17 protein-coding genes are annotated in these 19,960 nt (G+C 40.8%); 12 read left to right on the forward strand and 5 right to left on the reverse strand.

Annotation, left to right across the window (positions count from 1 at the left end; translation table 11 throughout):
* Nucleotides 1-25: 25 nt before the first annotated feature.
* Nucleotides 26-1,519, reverse strand: coding sequence for a bifunctional diguanylate cyclase/phosphohydrolase (locus tag AKG39_RS09020; protein ID WP_050740063.1), 1,494 nt, complete (start codon nucleotides 1,517-1,519; stop codon nucleotides 26-28).
* The gene (locus AKG39_RS09025; protein WP_050740064.1) at nucleotides 1,491-2,666 is read right to left on the reverse strand and encodes an iron-containing alcohol dehydrogenase; all 1,176 of its coding nucleotides are present in this window, start codon (nucleotides 2,664-2,666) and stop codon (nucleotides 1,491-1,493) included. Before AKG39_RS09025 ends, AKG39_RS09020 begins: the two co-directional genes overlap by 29 nt.
* A gap of 185 nt (nucleotides 2,667-2,851) precedes the next feature.
* Between AKG39_RS09025 and AKG39_RS09030 the strand changes: the two genes are divergently transcribed.
* From AKG39_RS09030 to AKG39_RS09075, 10 genes are all read left to right on the forward strand, one after another.
* Nucleotides 2,852-3,826 (forward strand): YbgA family protein, encoded by a 975-nt coding sequence (locus tag AKG39_RS09030; protein WP_050740065.1) that lies wholly within the window; start codon nucleotides 2,852-2,854, stop codon nucleotides 3,824-3,826.
* 128 nt (nucleotides 3,827-3,954) lie between these two features.
* Nucleotides 3,955-4,254, forward strand: coding sequence for a cupin domain-containing protein (locus AKG39_RS09035; RefSeq protein WP_050740066.1), 300 nt, complete (start codon nucleotides 3,955-3,957; stop codon nucleotides 4,252-4,254).
* 27 nt (nucleotides 4,255-4,281) lie between these two features.
* The gene (locus AKG39_RS09040; RefSeq protein WP_050740067.1) at nucleotides 4,282-5,088 is read left to right on the forward strand and encodes a transporter substrate-binding domain-containing protein; all 807 of its coding nucleotides are present in this window, start codon (nucleotides 4,282-4,284) and stop codon (nucleotides 5,086-5,088) included.
* A 12-nt stretch (nucleotides 5,089-5,100) separates the two neighbouring features.
* Nucleotides 5,101-5,886, forward strand: coding sequence for an amino acid ABC transporter permease (locus tag AKG39_RS09045; protein ID WP_050740068.1), 786 nt, complete (start codon nucleotides 5,101-5,103; stop codon nucleotides 5,884-5,886).
* Nucleotides 5,858-6,592 (forward strand): amino acid ABC transporter ATP-binding protein, encoded by a 735-nt coding sequence (locus tag AKG39_RS09050; protein WP_050740069.1) that lies wholly within the window; start codon nucleotides 5,858-5,860, stop codon nucleotides 6,590-6,592. Before AKG39_RS09045 ends, AKG39_RS09050 begins: the two co-directional genes overlap by 29 nt.
* 65 nt (nucleotides 6,593-6,657) lie before the next feature.
* Entirely contained in the window at nucleotides 6,658-7,350 is a 693-nt protein-coding gene (locus tag AKG39_RS09055) for a CDGSH iron-sulfur domain-containing protein (RefSeq protein ID WP_050740070.1), read from the forward strand.
* Nucleotides 7,351-7,365: 15 nt separating this feature from the next.
* Nucleotides 7,366-8,145 (forward strand): 4,5-DOPA-extradiol-dioxygenase, encoded by a 780-nt coding sequence (gene ygiD, locus AKG39_RS09060; RefSeq protein ID WP_083439483.1) that lies wholly within the window; start codon nucleotides 7,366-7,368, stop codon nucleotides 8,143-8,145.
* A 287-nt stretch (nucleotides 8,146-8,432) separates the two neighbouring features.
* Nucleotides 8,433-8,972: a glutathione peroxidase gene (locus AKG39_RS09065; RefSeq protein WP_050740071.1), complete on the forward strand. Its 540-nt coding sequence runs from the start codon at nucleotides 8,433-8,435 to the stop codon at nucleotides 8,970-8,972.
* A 101-nt stretch (nucleotides 8,973-9,073) separates the two neighbouring features.
* The gene (locus tag AKG39_RS09070; RefSeq protein WP_050740072.1) at nucleotides 9,074-10,912 is read left to right on the forward strand and encodes an FAD-dependent oxidoreductase; all 1,839 of its coding nucleotides are present in this window, start codon (nucleotides 9,074-9,076) and stop codon (nucleotides 10,910-10,912) included.
* A 321-nt stretch (nucleotides 10,913-11,233) separates the two neighbouring features.
* Nucleotides 11,234-14,056 carry an HD domain-containing phosphohydrolase gene (locus AKG39_RS09075; RefSeq protein ID WP_050740073.1) on the forward strand — a complete coding sequence of 941 codons (2,823 nt, stop codon included), beginning with the start codon at nucleotides 11,234-11,236 and terminating at the stop codon, nucleotides 14,054-14,056.
* A gap of 14 nt (nucleotides 14,057-14,070) precedes the next feature.
* Here AKG39_RS09075 and AKG39_RS09080 read toward each other — a convergent pair whose 3' ends face one another.
* A complete protein-coding gene (locus tag AKG39_RS09080; RefSeq protein ID WP_050740074.1) occupies nucleotides 14,071-15,681 on the reverse strand; it encodes a phytoene desaturase family protein in 1,611 nt (536 codons plus the stop codon).
* Nucleotides 15,682-15,907: 226 nt separating this feature from the next.
* On the opposite strand from AKG39_RS09080, the gene AKG39_RS09085 reads away from it, so the two are divergent.
* A complete protein-coding gene (locus tag AKG39_RS09085) occupies nucleotides 15,908-16,180 on the forward strand; it encodes a DUF5661 family protein (protein WP_050740075.1) in 273 nt (90 codons plus the stop codon).
* A gap of 244 nt (nucleotides 16,181-16,424) precedes the next feature.
* Here AKG39_RS09085 and ablB read toward each other — a convergent pair whose 3' ends face one another.
* Nucleotides 16,425-17,255, reverse strand: coding sequence for a putative beta-lysine N-acetyltransferase (gene ablB, locus AKG39_RS20305; RefSeq protein ID WP_050740076.1), 831 nt, complete (start codon nucleotides 17,253-17,255; stop codon nucleotides 16,425-16,427).
* A complete protein-coding gene (gene kamA, locus AKG39_RS20310; protein ID WP_423230038.1) occupies nucleotides 17,256-18,527 on the reverse strand; it encodes a lysine 2,3-aminomutase in 1,272 nt (423 codons plus the stop codon).
* 613 nt (nucleotides 18,528-19,140) lie between these two features.
* Between kamA and AKG39_RS09100 the strand changes: the two genes are divergently transcribed.
* Nucleotides 19,141-19,938 (forward strand): hypothetical protein, encoded by a 798-nt coding sequence (locus AKG39_RS09100; protein ID WP_050740078.1) that lies wholly within the window; start codon nucleotides 19,141-19,143, stop codon nucleotides 19,936-19,938.
* Nucleotides 19,939-19,960 lie beyond the last annotated feature (22 nt).

The raw sequence follows: 19,960 nt of genomic DNA on the forward strand, positions 1-19,960 counted from the left end.
TATCTCTCTTTTTATTGTGAATGGCTCATAATTCATTGACATATTCGGGGATTATCTGTTTGAATAGGTCAACCAATTCAGGATCAAACTGCGTGCCGGAACCCTCAATGATTTCCTGAACGGCCATGCTTATTGAAAGCGCTTCGCGGTAGGGTCGGTTATTTGTCATTGCATCAAAGGCATCGACAATGGATAGTATACGACATTCAATGGGAATTTCTTTTCCGACTAAACCCAAGGGATATCCGGATCCATCCCAGCGTTCCTGATGCTTTAGAATCAGATGGGAAATTTCTTTTAATTCCGATGATTCATTGGCAATGCGCTCACCAATGCTGCAATGGGTTTTCATGACATTCCATTCTTCCAGTGTTAAGCGAGTCGGTTTTTTTAAAATGCTGTCGGGGATGCCGACCTTGCCAATATCATGGAATTTCGATAATAATTGCAGCCGATCAATCCGATTCTGGGTTAAATGAAGGCACTGTCCAATCATTGTGGCCAGGTTGCCCATCCGATTGGCGTGGCCCTCAGTGATGTAATCTTTGACTTCCAGGGCTTTCATTAATGTTTTAACCAAATTATTCCGGGTGCTGGATTCTTTCAGCAATTTGTTTTGATACATATTGTTGTCGGCTTCCTGAAAAAGCCAATCGGTATTGGCAACACCATTTTTATGATGAGAATAGCCAAAGGACAGTGAAATGCTGATGGTGTCAGTTGATGTGTTAAATACTTTTACAGCGGTGCTTAAACGCTCAAGCATTAATTCAATGGTTGCGGGGTGCTGGTTTAGAATGATAACACCAAATTCGTCACCGCCGACCCGTGAGACGGTTCCCAGCGCTTGAAAGTTTTCTTTAATCAATTGGCTTGTGGCGGCAATGACCTGATCACCGGCTAAGTGTCCCAGGGTATCATTCACCAGTTTTAAACCGTCAATGTCCATCAGAATGAGGGTCAAATTTTCCGCATGCTGATGATTTAAATCCTGCAAAAAAGATTCGAAAAATCGGCGATTATACAAATCCGTTAAACTGTCTTTATCCGCAAAATTCCGCAATTGTGTTTCCAGCAGGGTTTGTTCGGTCATATCACGAATGATGATTAACACTTCATCAAATTCTGAAATGTGGACACGGGCTTCAAAATAATGGATCTTTTCATCATCGATCATTTTAAAATGATGGGTTATCAGGCATCTGGTTTCAACAACCTGGCTGATGACGCTGTGCAAATCGTTAATGAGGGTTTGATTTGCTGTTATTTTAAAAACTAAGGAATTATCATTTTTAAAAGTATCGCCAAAAGGCGCAATGTTTCCGCTGACATCGCTGATCAGCAGAATATCTGGAATCGTAGCAATCAAAGCTTTAGTGCGGCCATTGCTGTGTTCCAGATCCACAAGCTTATTCTGGAGCTCGGAGTAGTAATTCTTTTTAAAGGAATCTTCACCGAGGCCAATGATGGACTCCCGGGTTACCGCTTTTTTAGGTTTGGATTTGTAAGATTCTGTCATATATGCTTCTCACCTCTTGATCTGTTAATTCTTTTGGATTGGTTACCATACAGGGATCATCTTGGGCATTGGCCACTAAATGGTCCAGGGTTTCAGCACTGAGTTCTTCAACAGGGATGAAAGAGCGAATCTGTAAATTATTGCGAATTGTACAAATGCGCTGTAGGATGCTTTCGAGAACCAAAGCATCAGTTGCATCAGCCACGTCAAGGCCAAGTTGTTCGCCGATATTTCTAAAACGTCCGGGAACACTGTCAAAATTCAAGCGGATCACATGTTCAAGCAATATACTGTTACATTCTCCATGGGGTAAGTCCAGCAGACCACCCATGGAATGGGCCATGGCATGAACGCCACCAAGGCTTGCATTGGAAAAGGCCAAGCCGGCCTGGAGCGAACCCAGCATTAATTGAAACATGGTGTCAATGGTCCGGTCAGGCAATACTGCCTGTTCAATGACTTGACTAATCAGGCTGATGGCTTCCAGAGCATGAACATCGGTCAGGGCAGAGTGGGTATCTGAAACATAGGCTTCGATGGCATGGGTTAAGGCATCCATACCGGTACATCCGGTTAGGTAAGGGTCCATGGACATGAGGGGAACAGGATCGATCAAGGCCAAATCCGGCACCAGCTTTTTGCTGATAATGGCCCGTTTAACATTCGCAGCGGTATCTTTGATAATGGCGAACTGAGAGACGTCCGCAGAAGATCCGGCGGTGGTGGGAATACAGATTAAGGGCGGACCGGGCATCCGTATTTCGTCAACCCCTTCATAATCCAGTACATGACCGCCATTGGCGGATACGATGCTGATGCATTTGGCGCAATCAATGGGGCTTCCTCCACCAATGGCAATGATCAAATCGCATTGGTTGGCTAAGAATAATTCAGCCCCGCGCATGGCTTCGTAATCCTTGGGATTGGGACTGATATCATCAAAAAAATAAATTGCTCGGGTATGGGACTGGATGGCATCATAAATTTCGTCAAACCACCGAAATTTCTGTACGTCCTTGTCGGTTACAAGCATTGGTTTTTTTGCATTGAAATGGGAAATATACCGCCCGATTAATAAGCGGGCATCCAAACCGATGATAATCTCCGGAACCACAAACTTTCTTAAGTCCAAAAGCGGTTCATTCATTTTCCGATCCTCCATCTTCTGTTACATAATTCAATAATACTATTAAATCAAAAAAAGAGCAACCGATTACGTAATCGTCAAAAGTCAAAAGATACCACATAAATAAACTAATTGGCTTTAAAAAAAGAATAGGAAGTAGTATAATAATTGAAATCTATTAAATAAATTTGCAAGGAGAAAAAGCGATGCAGAAGCTTGATTTACCCCAGGTTGTTGTTAGTAAATGTTTGGGTTTTAGTGAGTGTCGTTACAATGGTCAGACCATTCCCGATAAATTTGTAAATAAACTAAAGGATTATGTTGAATATAAAACAGTTTGTGCAGAAGTGGAGATTGGCTTGGGGGTACCCAGAAACCCCATCCGGCTGGTCCTGGAAAATGACGAAATTATTTTATATCAACCGGCTACAGAAAAGGAATTTACCAAAGAAATGATAGAGTTTTCTGCGAGCTTTTTAGACTCACTGGAAGAAGTGGATGGCTTTATACTCAAAGGAAGATCACCGTCCTGTGGGATTAAAGATGTGAAAGTCTATTTGGGAAAAGATAAGGCATCGGGGTCGATCAAAGGGATTGGAATATTTGCGGCAGAGGTGGTAAAAAAATACCCCTGTTTAGCAATTGAAGAAGAGGGGCGTTTAACAAACTTTAGGATCAGAGAACATTTTCTCACAAAGCTGTATTTAATGACAAAGCTGCGCCAGGTTAAAAAGACAAAAACCATGGCGGCGCTGGTAAAATTTCAGGCTGAAAACAAGTATTTATTGATGGCATATAATCAAAAAGAACAAAAAATACTGGGCCGGATTGTTGCCAATCACGAAAAACGATCTTTTGATGAGTTGTTTGATGATTATCGAAATCACCTGGGCGCGGCTTTTTCAAAGCTGCCAAAATACACCAATTATATCAATGCGTTAACCCACATTTTTGGTTATTTTTCGGAAAATCTTTCGGCTGAAGAAAAAAAGTTTGTTTTAGGTACTTTTGAAAAATACAAAAAAGGACTTATACCGTTAAGTGTGCCGATTAATGTTTTAGAAACCTATGCGATAAAGTATGAACAAACATATTTATTGGAACAAAGTATTTGGGAGCCTTTTCCGCAAGAATTAATGGACATTAGCGACACCGGTAAAATGGAAAATTTATCAGTTTAATCGGGGGGAAGCCCTGCAATCCAGTTTGCCAATGAGGATTAAACTGATAAGGTGGTTACTGAACTTATTAAATGGGTACTAAATTTATAAGTAGGTTTTTTCAGATTGAATTAAATAAAGAGGTGAAAATGAACCTGTTAAATTTACCAAAGCTCCCTCTTTCAGAGGAATTAACAACTATTTTAGTGAAAAATAAAAATGTAATAATTGAACAAATCATCAGCACCGGTCAGGTATCAGATTGGTATGATCAGGAAAAATCAGAATTTGTAATTTTGTTGGAAGGCAATGCTGAAATTGAATATGAAAATGCAGCGGTGGTACCATTAATAAAAGGCGATACGCTTTTAATAACTCCCCACCAAAAACATCGGGTGGTATACACGTCCTGTGAACCGCCATGTATTTGGCTCTGTGTGTATTTCTAAATTAAAAAGAATGATGGAAGTGATTAAATGAAAAGACTACTTATATGCTTATTGGTATTATTATCTGTTGTTATTATGGTTACCGGCTGTGGAAGTCCAAAAGATGAAGGAAGTACCGGAAAAACACTGGTGGTTGGCATGGAGCTGGCTTATCCGCCGTTTGAAACAAAGGACGAACAGGGCAATCCCAGCGGCGTCAGTGTGGATTTAGCCAAGGCTTTGGGCGCGTATTTGGGGCGACCGGTACAAATCGAGAACACAAACTGGGACGGCCTCATCCCGTCACTCCAAACCGGTAAAGTTGACCTTGTCTTATCATCGATGACGATTACCGATGAGCGCAGTAAGGTTGTGGATTTTTCTGATCCTTATGCCCATTCTTATCTGGCGTTGTTATTAAATAAAAATTCCGACATTGCGGCCATTGAGGATTTGAACCAAACCGGAAAAGTCATTGATGTTAAAAAAGGGACCACCGGCTATATCTATGCCACCAACAATTTAACCAATGCCACAATCAATGCCCTGGCCTCAGAAAATGCCTGTGTCACCGAGGTTGCCCAGGGAAAAGCCGATGCTTTCATTTATGATCAGCTGACCATTTACCGTCAGAATCAGCTAAATCCAGACACCACCAAAGCCATCCTGATTCCCTTTCAGGAGAGTGAAAGCTGGGGAATGGCTGTTAATAAGGGCAATACCGAGCTGGTTGGCCAAATCAACGATTTTTTGAAGGAATATAAGACAACCGGCGGCTACGATGCCCTCACCGAAAAATATTTGAAAGAGGAAAAGCAAACCTTTGACACCCTTGGTTTTCCCTGGTTTTTTTAATTAAGGAGAGTTATGACAGAATTAGAAAATAAAAAACCAACCACCCTCAATAAAATTCTCAGCGGCCTTTTTGTTGCCACCATTCTGGTTGGTTTTTTATGGCTATCAATCCGCTCAATTGGTTTGGAACTGGATTTTTCAACCTTGCTGCCATACAAACAGAGACTCTGGCAAGGTTTCGTAATGACGATTATTATATCGGTGGGAAGCTTAATTGTCAGCCTGTTCATTGGGTCGATCACAGCCATTGGTCAGAATGCCAGAATACTGGCAATTAGCTATCTTTGCAAGACCTATGTCCAGATTATCCGCGGAACCCCGCTGTTGGTGCAGATTTACTTTTTTTATTATATTATTGGCACCGCCTGGGGAATCGATAATCGGTATGTGGCGGGAATCCTTATTCTGTCTATCTTTGAAGGCGCTTATATCTCCGAGATTGTTAGAGGGGGACTGGAAAGCATTGACCATCAACAGTATGAAATTGCCAAAGCCATTGGTCTCACACCAATAAAAACTCTTCAATTTGTGACGCTGCCGATTTTGCTGTCGCGGATCCTGCCGGCACTGGCAGGACAATTTGCATCAATTATCAAGGATTCTTCATTATTATCTGTTATTGCTGTTATCGAGCTTACCCAAACTATTCAGGAAATATCCGCAGATAACTTTCGGATGTTTGAAAATTATATATTTGTGGGGCTGTTGTATTTCATCCTTACCTTTAGCGTTTCCATGATATCGGGAGTATTAGAAAGGCGGTATAACCATGAATATCGAACTAATAAATATCTGTAAAAGTTTTGCGGGGAAATTAGTTTTGCAGGATATCAGCTTTCAGGAGGAGGTTCACTCGATTGCCGTTATCGGGCCATCGGGAGGTGGAAAATCGACCTTGCTTCGGGTTATTGGTGGTCTTCTCAATCCTGATTCCGGAGAAATAAAAATTGATGGTATTAAAATCGATTTTAATGAGAAAGCATTACAACTGTATCGCCGCAATATTGGTTTTGTGTTTCAGGCCAAAGGGCTTTTTGAACACTTAACCGGTATGGAGAATATGATGCTTCCGCTGATCCACAGTTTTGGTATGAATAAATATGATGCCGAAAAAGCGGGTGATGATCTTTTGAAACGGTTTGGACTATCAGATGAAAAAAATAAATACCCCTACCAGTTGTCAGGGGGGCAACAGCAGAGAATTGCTATCGCCAGAGCCATTGCGGTAAAACCAAAGTTGCTGCTGCTGGATGAACCAACCTCAGCCCTTGACCCGGAGTATACCGCGGAAGTCCTTGATATGTTGGGGGAACTTCAAAATGAAGGTTTAAAAACAATTATTGTCACCCATGAAATGGGATTTGCCAAGAATGCCTGTGAAAAGGTGATGTTTCTGGTAAACAATCAAATCATTGAAAGCGGTAAAAGTAATGAAATATTCAATGCTCCTAAATCACCGGAATTAATGGCTTTTTTGAACAAGATTCTGGAATGGAAGGTCTAATCAATCAGAGTGAAATGAATTGGAAGAGCATGATTTAACCAAATTTTGAAAGGTGATGAGCTTATATGGGAAGCGATATAACGAAAGCGAGAATTAGAATACTTAAGAATGGACCATACATCGTTTCGGGAAATGTTCCTTTGTCAGAAAAAATAATAGTTTCCAAGGGAAAGGGGTATGAATATAAAGACGGACGGGAGCTTCCCCAGTATGAGAAATATGCATTGTGCCGTTGCGGAAAGTCTAAAAACCCACCCTTCTGTGATGCCTATCACGTTAAGGCAGGTTTTGAGGGAACTGAAACTGCATCCAAAGCGAAGTATGAAGATCGGGCTGAATTACTTGAAGGTCCGGAGCTTGACCTTTGGGACGACCATCGATGTGCGTTTGCGCGTTTTTGTCACACCCAGGAAGGGAATACCTGGGATTTGATAAAAACATCGGATCAGCCAAAACACCGGGATGCCGCGATTAAGGGCGCCAGTGAATGCCCAGCCGGCAGATTGGTGGCTGTGGATAAAATGGGAACAGCCATCGAACCTGACTATGAGCCTGCCATTGAGATTCTTCAGGACCCTGAAAGAAAAGTAAGCTGCGGGATTTTTGTTAAGGGTTATATTCCCATCGAGTCATCGGAGGGGGAAATCTACGAGACCAGAAACAGAGTTGTTCTGTGTCGTTGTGGTGAGTCAAAGAATACTCCTTTTTGTGATGCCTCACATGTATCAGTAAGTTTTTCAGATAAAGATAATATTTAGAAAATGGAGCAGAATATGACAAACACAAATGAACGAATGCCGGTATTATTTGTTGGTCATGGATCCCCGATGAATGCAATTGAAAACAATGAATATACCAAGGGATGGGAAATGATTGCCCGTGAAATTCCAAGGCCAAGAGCAATTCTTTCAATTTCGGCCCATTGGTACACCAATGGCAGTAAGATAACCGATGCCGCCAATCCCAAAATGATTTATGATATGTACGGATTCCCCGACGAATTATATCAGGTGGTCTATAAAGCAGTGGGTGCCCCTGAACTGGCGCAGCTCACAAAGACGCTCATAGAGAAAGAGGTTCAAATCGATAACACCTGGGGCTGTGATCATGGAACCTGGTCGGTGCTTTCTAAAATGTATCCAGAGGGTGATATACCAACGTTTCAGCTCAGCATCGACGCCGATGCAAAGCCGGAAAGCCATTTTAAAATCGGTCAGCAAATCAGCAGCCTCCGGGAAAAGGGGGTGCTCATATTTGGCAGCGGCAATATTGTTCATAACCTTGCTAGAATTAACTGGAATATGAAGGGGGGATATCCATGGGCAGTTGATTTTGACGGCTATATCCGGGATAAAATATTAAGAAATCAGTTTGAGGATGTGGTTAATTATAAAATGGCCGGAGAATCTTCAAAATCCGCCTTTAATACCCCCGATCATTTCTGTCCCTTGCTTTATGTATTGGGGGCGGTGAAGGAAGACGATCAGGTTTCGATTTTCAATGAAGCCTGTATGTTGGGCGCCATGTCCATGACCAGTTATCTGTTTGAATAGATTATTTAAATTAGCAAGTTTCAAAAGTGTGGCGAGCTTTACAATCAGTTTCGCACGAAACAACCAGAAGAAATCGCTACGCGAATTTCTTCGAGGTCGCGGGCAGTCGCCAACTACAAGCAAGCTTGTGATTGGCTCGTTGCCTTCGCGAATTTTTACACTGCACGGCGGACAGTCTAAGGACTGTTCGCCTGCACGTTACAAAATTGTTTGTGGAAACTACTCGTAAAGCAACAATTGTTCGATGTTTATGAGTTTTGCTATTCAAAATACAAAGGAGAAACGCTATGAATATTTATGATTTTACAGTCAAGGATACCGACCAGAATGATGTTTCCATGTCCGATTACAAGGGCAAGGTGCTTCTGATTGTGAACACGGCCACCGGATGCGGATTTACGCCTCAGTATGAGGGATTGGAAATGTTGTATGAAAAGCATAAGGATCGTGGTTTTGAAATATTGGATTTTCCCTGTAATCAATTTTTAGGTCAGGCGCCGGGAACGGATGAAGAAATCGTCAGCTTTTGTCAGCTGAATTATGGTGTTGCTTTTAAGACTTTTTCAAAAATAGAAGTCAATGGCAAAAATGCGGATCCTCTGTATGTGTATCTTAAAGATCAAATATCTGATGATATTCAGGATCCCCAGGCCAATGCCATTAAAAAAGCTTTCAGAGATTTAACCCATAACATTGGCGGCAATAGTATCAAATGGAACTTCACAAAGTTTCTGGTTGATCAAGAGGGAAAGGTTGTGGCCCGGTTTGCACCGGCATTTAAACCTGAAGATATTGAACCCTATATTGAAAAACTGCTTAATTCATAGGCGGATGTTATGCAGCGTGAAATTTTGAGTCAGGGCGTAAAATCCAATCAGCGATTTTACGCCTTTTATTTGTTTGACTTATTCATAAGGTGAGGTGAAAAATGGATTTTGATGTTATTGTGATCGGCGCTGGAATATCCGGTTTAACCGCCGGCAGCTTACTTGCTAAAAGAGGACTAAAGGTTGGCATCATTGATAAAAGCTATAATCCCGGTGGTTCCTGCGGCATATTTAAACGGGAAAATGTAATTTTTGATCAGGGCTCAGCGATGCTGTTCGGATTTGGGGAAAAGGGCTTTAATCCCCATCGGTTTGTTTTTAATTGCCTGGAAGAACCCATTGATGTGATCAAACATGAGTTGTTGTATTGCGTTAATTACAAGGGGAAAAGAATTAAATTCTGGCCGGATGTGGATCAGTTTGCTGAAGAATTAGGCGGCATTTTTCCATCTGAAAAAGATAATATCAAGCGTTTTTATAAAGACCTGAGTAAATTGTACCAGCATGTCATGGTGGAAAAACCGGTTTTTTCGACTCCTGATGAAACCGATCCCAAGGCGACCATCAAACCGCTTCTGAAACACCCGTTATCCTATGCTAAATTTTTAAGTTTTATGAATAAAAGCACCAAAAGCCTTTTAGAAAAATATTTTACCGACCCGGAAATCTTCAAATTTTTTGACAAGTTGACCTCAACCTATTGTTACACAACCGTAGCAGAAACCCCGGCCATATTGGCGGCGGTGATGTTTGTGGATAACCACTTTGGGGGCAGCTTTTACCCAGCCGGTTCAACTGTCTTTTTACCGGGCAAGCTGGAAAAGGTTATTGAAGAAAATAATGGCCGAATGTTAATGAAACAGGAAGTTGTCAGGATTATTTTTGAAAACAACAAGCCTACCGGCGTGGAACTAAAAAGTGGTGAGAAATATTATGCCAGAAACATTATTTATTCTGGAACCGTCTGGAATCTCTATGGTAAGTTAATTGAAAAAGATTATCTGAACCCGGAAAAAATTGAGTGGGCCATGAAGCAGGTACCAACTTATCCCAGCGTTGTTTTGTATGCCTATGTGGATGCCCAGGTCATCCCCGAGGATACCCAACCCATTGAGATGCTGGTTGGGAATCCCGATAAATTGGATGAAAGCGAAGTAACGGTTTATATCCCGAGCATTGATGACCACAGTCTTTGCGGTGCTGACGGACATGTGATTATGGCCATCGGTCCATCCTTTGAAAGCTGGGCTACTGAAAACGAATTGGCATACCAACAAAAAAAAGAAATAGAGAAAATCAGACTTCTGGGGGTGCTTGAAAAAAGGTTCCCCGGATTTGAAAATGGGCTAAGATATGCTGAGGTCGCAAGTCCGAAAACCATTGAACGGTATACCAACAAAAATGATGGAGCCGTGGCCGGGCCCAAACAAATGCTGGGCCAGCATATGTTCAACCGCATGCTGACAAAAACCCTATGGGATTCTCTGTACTGTTGCGGGGAATCAACGGCCATGGGCACCGGGACCCCAACGGTTACGATTTCAGGTTTGAGTGCGGCTAATGCAATCCTAAAAAAGCTGGGACTTGAAGAATTTACGTATCGGGAAAATATGAAAAATTATGTAACAATTGTCAATAAGCCCTTTGAATTGGAAAACCAATACGTCGGCTATCTTGAAGAGGAACGCACCATAATGAATGAAGCGTCCCGATGTCAGTACTGTGAATATCCAAAGTGCATGGAAAAGACAAAGCTGGATATCAGAGGGATTATGCGACGAGTAACCGTGGGTAATTTCGTAGGCGCCCGGAAACGCGCTGAGGGTTATTTCGAAGCAGATCAGGCACAGGAGCTTGAGAATTGTCAAAGCACCTGTATTCAAAAGGAAAAAACAGGAAGTCCTGTTGAGTTAATAAGTATTCTTAAATATCTGAAATGATTCAGCCAATAAGGACTGGAGATACCTTATGGGAAGTTGTTAAAACCCGTCCCGGGGACAATGGTAAATCGTTGTCTGCTGCATGATCGTACAAGCTACGCTTGTTCGCCATGATGCAGACAACTGATGTTACGATTGTCCCCGGGACTCACTTTTGTCTTCAGTCAGACGTACATTAAATTTAGTAATAATAGTTATTAAGGAGTAAATTAATAATCGCCAATCTTAATTTGTTCATTGAAGTTATTTTGGAAATGTGATAATATTTAGCTGGTATGTAAAACTGAATATGACTACAATATTAACAAAGAAGGAAGTCAGATGAATACTCCAAACATGTTATTAAATTTTATTGTGTATGTTATTCCAATAATAACTGCTATTTATATCACAGTGGGGGTTTTATTATATAAGTATAAGGGTGAGAACAGGGTAAATTATTTCTCGTTGCTTATGTTTGCGGCTGCCGTCTATTCCTTTGGTTATTTTTTGGAACTGCATTGGGTATCACTTGATACGCTGTTGATTGTTCGTAATCTTGAGTTTCTGGGCTCGGTTTTTATCCCGACCTTTGGGATCTTATTTATTGCGCAATTAACAGGTACAAAAGTGGCTAAAAAAACTGAGATGGCTTTATTTGGTATTTCGCTGATTTTATGGCTGATTCTTATCACCAACCCATGGCATCATTTAATCTATCAGAGTATCAATCTGAATATTGTTAAAGGCTTTACTTTAGTGACCACGGTAAAAGGACCGGCTTATTACTCTATGATGACGTACTATGCGGCTTTTCTAATGTTCGCGAGTATTGTTCTCCTAAAGGCATACAAGAAAGCAACGAGAAAAAAACAGAAGAATAGTTTTCTGTTTTTATTGATCATATTTCAGCTGACTTGGCCAATCATGTTATTGATTTTATTGGGATATGCCGACTATATTGATTTTACCCCGGGAACAATCATGATTATCTGTATTTTAATCGGTATTAATGAAATTAAAAATGATCTATTTGAACTGGAAATAAAGCGATGGAAAAATATGTTTTGCGAAATTGGCGAACCCGCATTTTTAGTTGATAAAAGCGGTGATGTGATTTGTTCCAATGAAAATGCCAAAGATTTTTTAAATGTAGCGAAAACACACACCAGGGATAGCATCAAAAATCTGGATGATGCCCATATGAACAGAAAACTGGTTGCTTTTACCATCAATGATCAGGAACGATGGTTTGAAGTTGAAAAAAATGATTTTGGCCAAAAAAAAAGATTGGTGAATTATCTGCTTATTGATCGGACTGCTCGCAATCAGGCTGAGCTGGAATTGAAAGAAAGCGAAGAAAAATATCGGCTTCTGGTAACGCAAATGGAGCAGGGGTTGGCTGTTCATGAAATCATCCTTGATGAACAGGGAAATCCTATGGATTACCGTTTTCTGGATGTTAATGAGAGCTTTGAAGAAATAACTGGATTAAAACGGGAAAATATTCTGGGGAAAACTGTGCTTGAAGCATTGCCGGGAACCGAAAACTATTGGATTGAAAGATATGGGCAGGTGGCGCTGACCGGTGAGGCCCTGCATTATGAAAATTATTCAAAAGAGCTGAAAAAATATTTTGAAGTCATCGTTTATGCGCCCCGTAATAAACAATTTGCAGTGATTATCTCGGATATTACAAAGCGTAAAGAGTTGGAAACCGCGCTTTCAAACGAGAAAAATATTTTGGAAACAACCTTGAAATCTGTGGGAGACGGTGTTATTTCGACCGATATAATGGGAAAGATCGTCTTTTTGAATATGGTCGGTGAAGACCTGACTGGTTGGACTCAGGAAGAAGCAAAGGGAAAAGAAATCGACGAAGTATTTAATATTATTAACGAATTCACCGGTAAGAAAAGCGACAATATCGTTAAAAAAGTGCTTGAAACCGGGAATGTATTGGAATTGGATAAACATACCTTGCTGATTTCAAAAGACGGTACCCAGCGGCCCATTGAAGACAGTGTCGCACCGATTTTGAAAGAAAACGGTGTGATTGCCGGGGCGGTATTGGTGTTCAGAGATTTCTCGGAGAAAAAGAAAAAGCAGGAAGAAATTTTGTACCTGAATTATCATGATTATCTCACCGGGCTTTATAACCGGCGGTACTACGAAGAAGCGTTGAAAAAGCTGGATACAAAAGAAAACCTCCCCTTAACCTTGGTGATGGGGGACGTCAATGGATTGAAACTGATCAATGATTCCTTTGGTCACACCATGGGCGATGAGCTGCTCCAAAAAGCTGCGAAAACCATCGAAGAGGGATCCCGCAAAGATGATATTGTGGCCAGGCTGGGAGGCGACGAATTTATTATTGTATTACCCCGAACTGATATTTTTGAAGCCGAGGAAATCGTCAAGCAAATCCGGCAGCTCACCTCCAAAGAAAAAATTGGGGCTTTTGATGTTTCAATTTCTTTTGGCTATGAAACCAAGGAGTTCGAGGAAGAGGACATCCAGGAGATCTTTAAAAAAGCAGAAGACGATATGTATCGCCATAAATTATATGAAAGTTCGAGTACAAGAAGTAAGTCCATCGAACTCATTATGAATAATCTTTACGAACGAAGCCATCAAGAGATGCGGCATTCAAAAAGTGTGGCTAAAATGTGTGAAGCAATGGGTACAAAGCTCCATTTTAACAAGGCAGCAGTGGATGAAATTAAAATGGCTGGACTGATGCATGATATTGGAAAAATGGGCATTGACGAAAAATTACTTAACCGGTCAGCACCATCAGCAGAAGATGAATACAAAGTAATCCGAAAACATCCTGAAATAGGTTATCGGATCTTAAGTGCATCGAATGAGTTTTCTGAAATGGCTAAATACGTTCTGGAACATCATGAGCGCTGGGATGGTAAAGGCTACCCCAAGGGTCTTAAAGACCAGGAAATTTCTCTTCAGGCACGGATCATCGCGGTTGCGGATGCATTTGATTCAATGACCAATAAAAAATGTTCCCAAAAGTCGTTCAGCCGGGCAGAGGCCATCGATGAAATTAAAAAAAATATGGGAACTCAATTTGATCCAGACATTGCAAAGTTGTTCCTTGAAAAATGCCTGCCAGAAATGGACACATCATTGGAATCTATCATGAAATAAGTTTGTCGGACTGCTTATTTCAGTTGCTTTTTTACGGCATCGGCTGCTAATTTTCCTGTTAAAACAGATATTGGCAGTCCCGATGGGCTAAAGCTCCATTGGCCGGCCTGAAAGATATCGGGGTGAGGGGTATCAATGGATTTGCCAACATCAGGAAGTGAACTGACTACCGGGATGATGGCATTGGTAAAAGCCCAGCCGGTGATGGCGCCTTGGGAATTTCCGGTCTTTTTTTCTAAAGTCAGAGGTGTGGAAGAAAACTGGTCGATGATTTTATTTTTAAACCCCTTTAAAAGAGTGGCATCCAAAACAGTGATGATGCATTCCTGGCTGAAGCGTTTAAATTCCTCATACCATCCCATGTTGAAAATATGTTTAACCAAAGAATAATCGAGTAAAGTACTGACAATTAATCCGGTCTGGTTTTTTGGGGCTAAATTGGCATCGCGCATCACCGGACAGGATATCTCATAGGTTGTCAGTTCGTAATACTTGCGGAGCCATTTAAAAATGGCTTCTTTATCTGATATATAGTTTGCATCCCCGGATTCTGACAATTTAGCTTTCAAGTCATTTAAGTTAATGGTTAACAACCCTTTTTTAGATGGCGTATAAAATAAATGCGCACTAAAAAGGTTTTTAAGAAAGCTTTTGTCTAAATCAAGAGTTAAATATAAGGTGAAGATGGAATCGCCTCCAATTTTATTGGACACGGCATTCTTTTGGTCCAGCACTTTTTGCTTGACTGTTGCATCTTCAATGGATTCTAAATCCATAATGGTGTAGAGCTTTTTTAAATCCGAAGCCCAGATTAATTTTTTATAGTTGAATTTATTTTTATTCAAATCTTCGATCTGCTTAAGTTGAGGATTTAATTTGCATATTTCCGTTTGAGTCCTGATTTCCCCCTTATAATCAAGGAGCAATGTTTTCATGCTTTCAATCATGGCTCCGGTGCCGCCTTTGGGGTATTGGTAGTCAAGGTAAAGGCTAAAATAACTTAAAGCAAAAAAAGCCGGTGTGTTTTTAAAAAAATGCTGTCCGATCATATCGATGAGTGCCGGATTCTTGGAAAAATGTTCCAAATACTCATAAACAGGGGTGTCGAGTTTCACAATTTTTTTAATGGTAACGAAATATTTAAACATCCAGGGAATAACGGTTTTAAGAAGGTATGCCCGGTCTTTTTTTAAGTCCAAAAACAAGGGGTTGTCAATGCCGTAAAGCACATCCATATAGGTCATAACCCGTTTAAGTTCATTGATTATTTTTTGAATATCATCGGTATTATCGGGAAATTGATGATTGAGCAAATGCTGATAATCCACCAGACTAGCTTTGGAAGTCAGCTGGATGATTTCGTTTTCGATGCCAATCGAAACATTGTTCTTAATAAAATCGATTTCCAAACCCAATTGTCTTAGCATCGGAAATACAATTCCGGAATTTTCAATGGCTCGGATGCCGCCATCAAAGGTGAATCCCTTGTAATTAAAGGAATTAACCAATCCCCCAACTTTTTCTTCTTTTTCGCACACCAGCACCTTATAGCCATCTTTGCTCAGGAATGCAGCTGACGTCAGTCCCGCAATTCCGCCTCCGACGATTATTACATCATAGTTCATATGCACCTCTCATTGAAATTCTTTAGACAAAAGAAAATAGTTGCTGTTTATATAAGTATATCAATTTTAGCAACATATAAACAACCATAAATAAAAAAATAGAAAGCCAGGCCTCAAAATATGGAAATATTCAAATACAAGGGATTGCAACATTTTGCCGGATTGACAAAGTGTAAGACGAGGAGTACAATCAAAAATAAATAGTGTTTAAGAAAGGGTGGTTTTTATGTCATCAAAAAAAGTATTTACAAGTGAACAAGCCAGAGATGTCGGTAGAATGCTTGCAGTTGACTGGAGCAAATTTGATGTGGAGCAGTTTAGAATGGGGATGGACGTTGAGCTGGAACATGGGACAACGGATCCGCACACAAATGTTACGGGTGATGAAATATTGGTAACAGGTAAAATTGCACTTGCCCATTTAAATGAATTTCCTGACTATTACACTCGGCTTGAAAAAATGGAAAAAGAAGCGGAAGCCTACTGGGAAAATAAATAACATAAATTAAAAAAGAATCGCCATTGTTGACGATTCTTTTTTTGTTTGCATAATCGTTCTGGGGACAATGGTAAATCGTTGTGTGCTGCAAGATCGTACAGGCTATCGCCTGTTCGCCTTGATGCACACAACTGATGTTACGATTGTCCTCAGGACTTACTTTTGTATTTTATCAAAAGTTAGAGAATTGCTATAGCTACGATTCTGGGTTTGATAACTTACGCTATCTGCAGTCGTAATTCTTTTACAATTCTTTATGCCAGATGTTCATGGACTCTATTGAGCCGGAAATCTGGGTGTTGTTAAAAAGGGTACCGCCAAAGTGGTAACCGGCCTTGGCAAAGGTGCTATTCATGCCGTAGGATAGAGACCGGGCAATGGTATATAGTAGGCGGTAGCCTTGCTCTTTCATTTGTTGTTCGAGTTCAAGCAGCAAATGCAGCGCCAGCTGGTGGCCCCGGTATTCGGGAAGCACCGCGAAATCGGTCATTTCCGAGTTGAGATGGGCCGGATCGGTTTCGCTTGAAGCCACCGCCGCCAGACCATTCGGGGTGAAAACCCCATAATACTGAATATTATCATTCATGGTTTCAAGGAGATAATCTTCATTAAAAATGGGGAAGGGGTAACTCTTGAAAACCGTTTGATAGACCTGGGCCAAAGCCGGTACATCATCTTCGGTCAGGCGTCTGAGATACCATAATTCAGGGAGTGCAGTGGGTGGCTCACCGGCTTTTTCCTGGACACTGTGAATAATTTTTTCTAATTCAGCGGCATTTTCTCTTTTGGCGCGGTCTTCTGAGAAGTATTTGCACATCATCACACAGTCCTGCTGCCTTTGATAATAGGAAGGCATGATTGCTTCCTGTTGGTAGCCGTGGTCTTCGAAGCGGTTCTTTTGGCTGGCAGGCAGTTTAGCAACGATTTTTGTATAATTCTCTTTACTGGCAAGGGCATCCATGTGTTTGAGAAGCCCTTTTTGATCGCGTTCATCGAATTTCATCAAATAAATGCGATTGCCTTCTTTACCATGCTGCAAAAGGCTATGACCGAAGCTTTCTATTGTATCACTCACTTAAACCTCCAATTCCTCGACGTCCTTGTTGCGTTGGTCGCGTTCAAGATCTTCCGGCACAAGGGTAATGTCGTCATCGTAGTCACATAGTAATCGGGAAATGCCAATGGGCTTGAGATCGGCTTCGTCGTTATCAAGTTTTAATTGTAAATTACATTCTTCACAGTTTAAATCACAAACAGTGTGTTCGTAGCTGTCCGGCATTTTGTAAGTGGTAATGACGCCTTCGTAGTTTCGTAGAACAACCTTGTCGGTGGACCAGGAAATCAGATAATTAGGCATAATTGGTATTTTCCCACCACCGCCGGGGGCATCGATGACATAGGTGGGAACGGCGAAACCACTGGTATGGCCTCTTAGGCTTTCCATGATTTCGATGCCTTTGCCGACGTTAGTTCTAAAGTGTTCAAGTCCTTCGGATAAATCACATTGGTAGAGGTAGTAGGGACGAACACGATTAGCCACTAGCTTATGGACTAATTTTTTCATGATGCGCGGGCAGTCATTAATGTCTCGTAGCAATACCGATTGATTGCCTAAGGGAATCCCGGCATTGGCTAATTTTTTAAGGGCGTTTCTTGAAGTCTTGGTGAGCTCGCGGGGATGATTGTAATGGGTATTGATCCAGAGATTATCATATTTTTTCAAGACTTTTATTAAGTTATCCGTGATGCGATAGGGTAAAACCACGGGTGTTCTCGTTCCGATACGAACGACTTCGACATGCGGGATTTGAGTGATCTGTTCTAAAATCCAATCGAGCTGTTCATCGGGCAATAAAAATGGATCGCCGCCGGAAAGCAGAACATCCCGGACGGTTGGGGTGTTTTTAATATATTCAATGCCTTCGAGGATCATGTCCTTGGAAGGAATGGAATCAACATCGCCGACTTTTCTTTTCCGGGTACAGAAACGACAGTACATGGAACAGACGTTACTGACATGAAATAAAACTCTGTCCGGATAACGATGGGTAATGCCGTGAACCGGGCTGTCTTTGTCTTCGCTAAGGGGATCGGCCATGTCAAAAGGTGAAATAGTCAATTCTTTGATGCTGGGAAAACATTGCTTGAAAACAGGATCGTTCTCATAATCATCCGAATCGATGAGTGACAGGTAGTAAGGGGTGATGGCCATGGGGAATTTTTCAATGGTCTTCTTTATTTCATCTCGTTTTTCATCTGAAAATTTTATACCCAGTATTTTTTCAACAGTTTCGACTTTTCGAATGGTGTTCTTAATTTGCCAACGCCAATCGGTCCATTTTTCCATTAAATATTTCGATGCGGTTTCACTGTTAAGATGTTCCTTTGTTATTTTAATTGCTTCTTGCATGTTGTCTCCTTTCAGGGGACGATTAATAAAAAAAAGCACTCTAACTCTGTTTTAAGAGAGTTAGAGTGCTTAAGTTTCGCTAAATATATAACTCACTTTATACCATCAAATATGCAACTTTAGGAGCTGCGCTGATAGTGTAGCATAAGACCGTGTGGATCCTATACAAGCCCCAGTTCTATTGGGATTCATGTTTTTCTATGTAAATTTCATTGGGTTTATTCAAAGGGTTAGTTTATTTATTTCCACATTCTAAGGAATACGTAAACAAGCTCACCAACAGAATTACTCAATACATATACTTCACATTGATACGTGACACCTTAATATTATACCAAAAAAGACAGTCGCTGTCAAAATCAGTTTAAGGAATGACCATTTTCACAGCATGCTGACTATAAATATCTATGACATTTGATTAATGGAATGGTATTATTAAAAGAGTGATTTTTAAGCATCTGAAAAAAACAAAAAAGGTTATAAATATTATAAAAGGGTATTAACTAAAGGACAACGCGTTAAAAAAATAAAAAAGGAGAACAATGCAATTATGGATAAAAATAATGGAATCGGGATTAAGATTTTAGTGGCACTGACCTATGTATTAATGGTAACCGTGAATGCCCTGGCAAATATTTTGCCCATTAATGGAATTGGTACAGGGGCGGTTTCAGATTCATACCCTAATTTATTTGCACCGGCACCGGTGACGTTTGCCATATGGGGAGTCATTTACCTTTTGCTAGCTGGCTACACACTTTATCAGTTTGGCTTATTCCAGTATGGAAAAAGCCTGGTTCAAGAAAGTCAGTTTAAAAAAATAGGCCTTTATTTTTCCATCTCTTCCGTAGCCAATGCTATCTGGATTTTCAGCTGGCATTATATGATGATTCCGCTTTCCATGGTGTTGATGGTGGTCATTCTTATTTCGCTGATTATGATTGTTCAGGAAATAAAAAAAATTGAGCTTTCAACCAGAGATCTAATTTTTGTGAAAATTCCCTTCAGTGTTTATTTTGGATGGATTACGGTGGCAACCATTGCCAATGTAACCGCACTCCTGGTTAGTTTAGGCTTTAATGGATTTGGTATATCCGAAGTCGTGTGGACGGTGGTAATCATTGCTGTCGGGCTGATCATTGCCGGTGCGACAATTTTAATAAACAAAGACATGACCTATGGTCTGGTTATTATTTGGGCATATGCGGGAATACTGATTAAACATACATCGGAAACGGGTTTTGCCAATCAATATCCCGCTGTAACAATTACTGTGAGTTTTGCCCTGGTGTTTTTGGTCGCGGCGGAAGCCTATGTATTTTTTTCGAACATGAGAAGACAGGCATAGCAACATCTTATTTTGAAAAATG

Source organism: Acetobacterium bakii, from assembly GCF_001263355.1.
Lineage (GTDB): Bacteria > Bacillota > Clostridia > Eubacteriales > Eubacteriaceae > Acetobacterium > Acetobacterium bakii.

What these genes read in the sequence shown, in the direction of transcription:
- AKG39_RS09020 (WP_050740063.1), bottom strand. Translation starts at nt 1,519, where the DNA reads ATGACAGAATCTTACAAATCCAAACCTAAAAAAGCGGTAACCCGGGAG.
- AKG39_RS09025 (WP_050740064.1), bottom strand. Translation starts at nt 2,666, where the DNA reads ATGAATGAACCGCTTTTGGACTTAAGAAAGTTTGTGGTTCCGGAGATT.
- AKG39_RS09030 (WP_050740065.1), top strand. Translation starts at nt 2,852, where the DNA reads ATGCAGAAGCTTGATTTACCCCAGGTTGTTGTTAGTAAATGTTTGGGT.
- AKG39_RS09035 (WP_050740066.1), top strand. Translation starts at nt 3,955, where the DNA reads ATGAACCTGTTAAATTTACCAAAGCTCCCTCTTTCAGAGGAATTAACA.
- AKG39_RS09040 (WP_050740067.1), top strand. Translation starts at nt 4,282, where the DNA reads ATGAAAAGACTACTTATATGCTTATTGGTATTATTATCTGTTGTTATT.
- AKG39_RS09045 (WP_050740068.1), top strand. Translation starts at nt 5,101, where the DNA reads ATGACAGAATTAGAAAATAAAAAACCAACCACCCTCAATAAAATTCTC.
- AKG39_RS09050 (WP_050740069.1), top strand. Translation starts at nt 5,858, where the DNA reads ATGAATATCGAACTAATAAATATCTGTAAAAGTTTTGCGGGGAAATTA.
- AKG39_RS09055 (WP_050740070.1), top strand. Translation starts at nt 6,658, where the DNA reads ATGGGAAGCGATATAACGAAAGCGAGAATTAGAATACTTAAGAATGGA.
- ygiD (WP_083439483.1), top strand. Translation starts at nt 7,366, where the DNA reads ATGACAAACACAAATGAACGAATGCCGGTATTATTTGTTGGTCATGGA.
- AKG39_RS09065 (WP_050740071.1), top strand. Translation starts at nt 8,433, where the DNA reads ATGAATATTTATGATTTTACAGTCAAGGATACCGACCAGAATGATGTT.
- AKG39_RS09070 (WP_050740072.1), top strand. Translation starts at nt 9,074, where the DNA reads ATGGATTTTGATGTTATTGTGATCGGCGCTGGAATATCCGGTTTAACC.
- AKG39_RS09075 (WP_050740073.1), top strand. Translation starts at nt 11,234, where the DNA reads ATGAATACTCCAAACATGTTATTAAATTTTATTGTGTATGTTATTCCA.
- AKG39_RS09080 (WP_050740074.1), bottom strand. Translation starts at nt 15,681, where the DNA reads ATGAACTATGATGTAATAATCGTCGGAGGCGGAATTGCGGGACTGACG.
- AKG39_RS09085 (WP_050740075.1), top strand. Translation starts at nt 15,908, where the DNA reads ATGTCATCAAAAAAAGTATTTACAAGTGAACAAGCCAGAGATGTCGGT.
- kamA (WP_423230038.1), bottom strand. Translation starts at nt 18,527, where the DNA reads ATGGAAAAATGGACCGATTGGCGTTGGCAAATTAAGAACACCATTCGA.
- AKG39_RS09100 (WP_050740078.1), top strand. Translation starts at nt 19,141, where the DNA reads ATGGATAAAAATAATGGAATCGGGATTAAGATTTTAGTGGCACTGACC.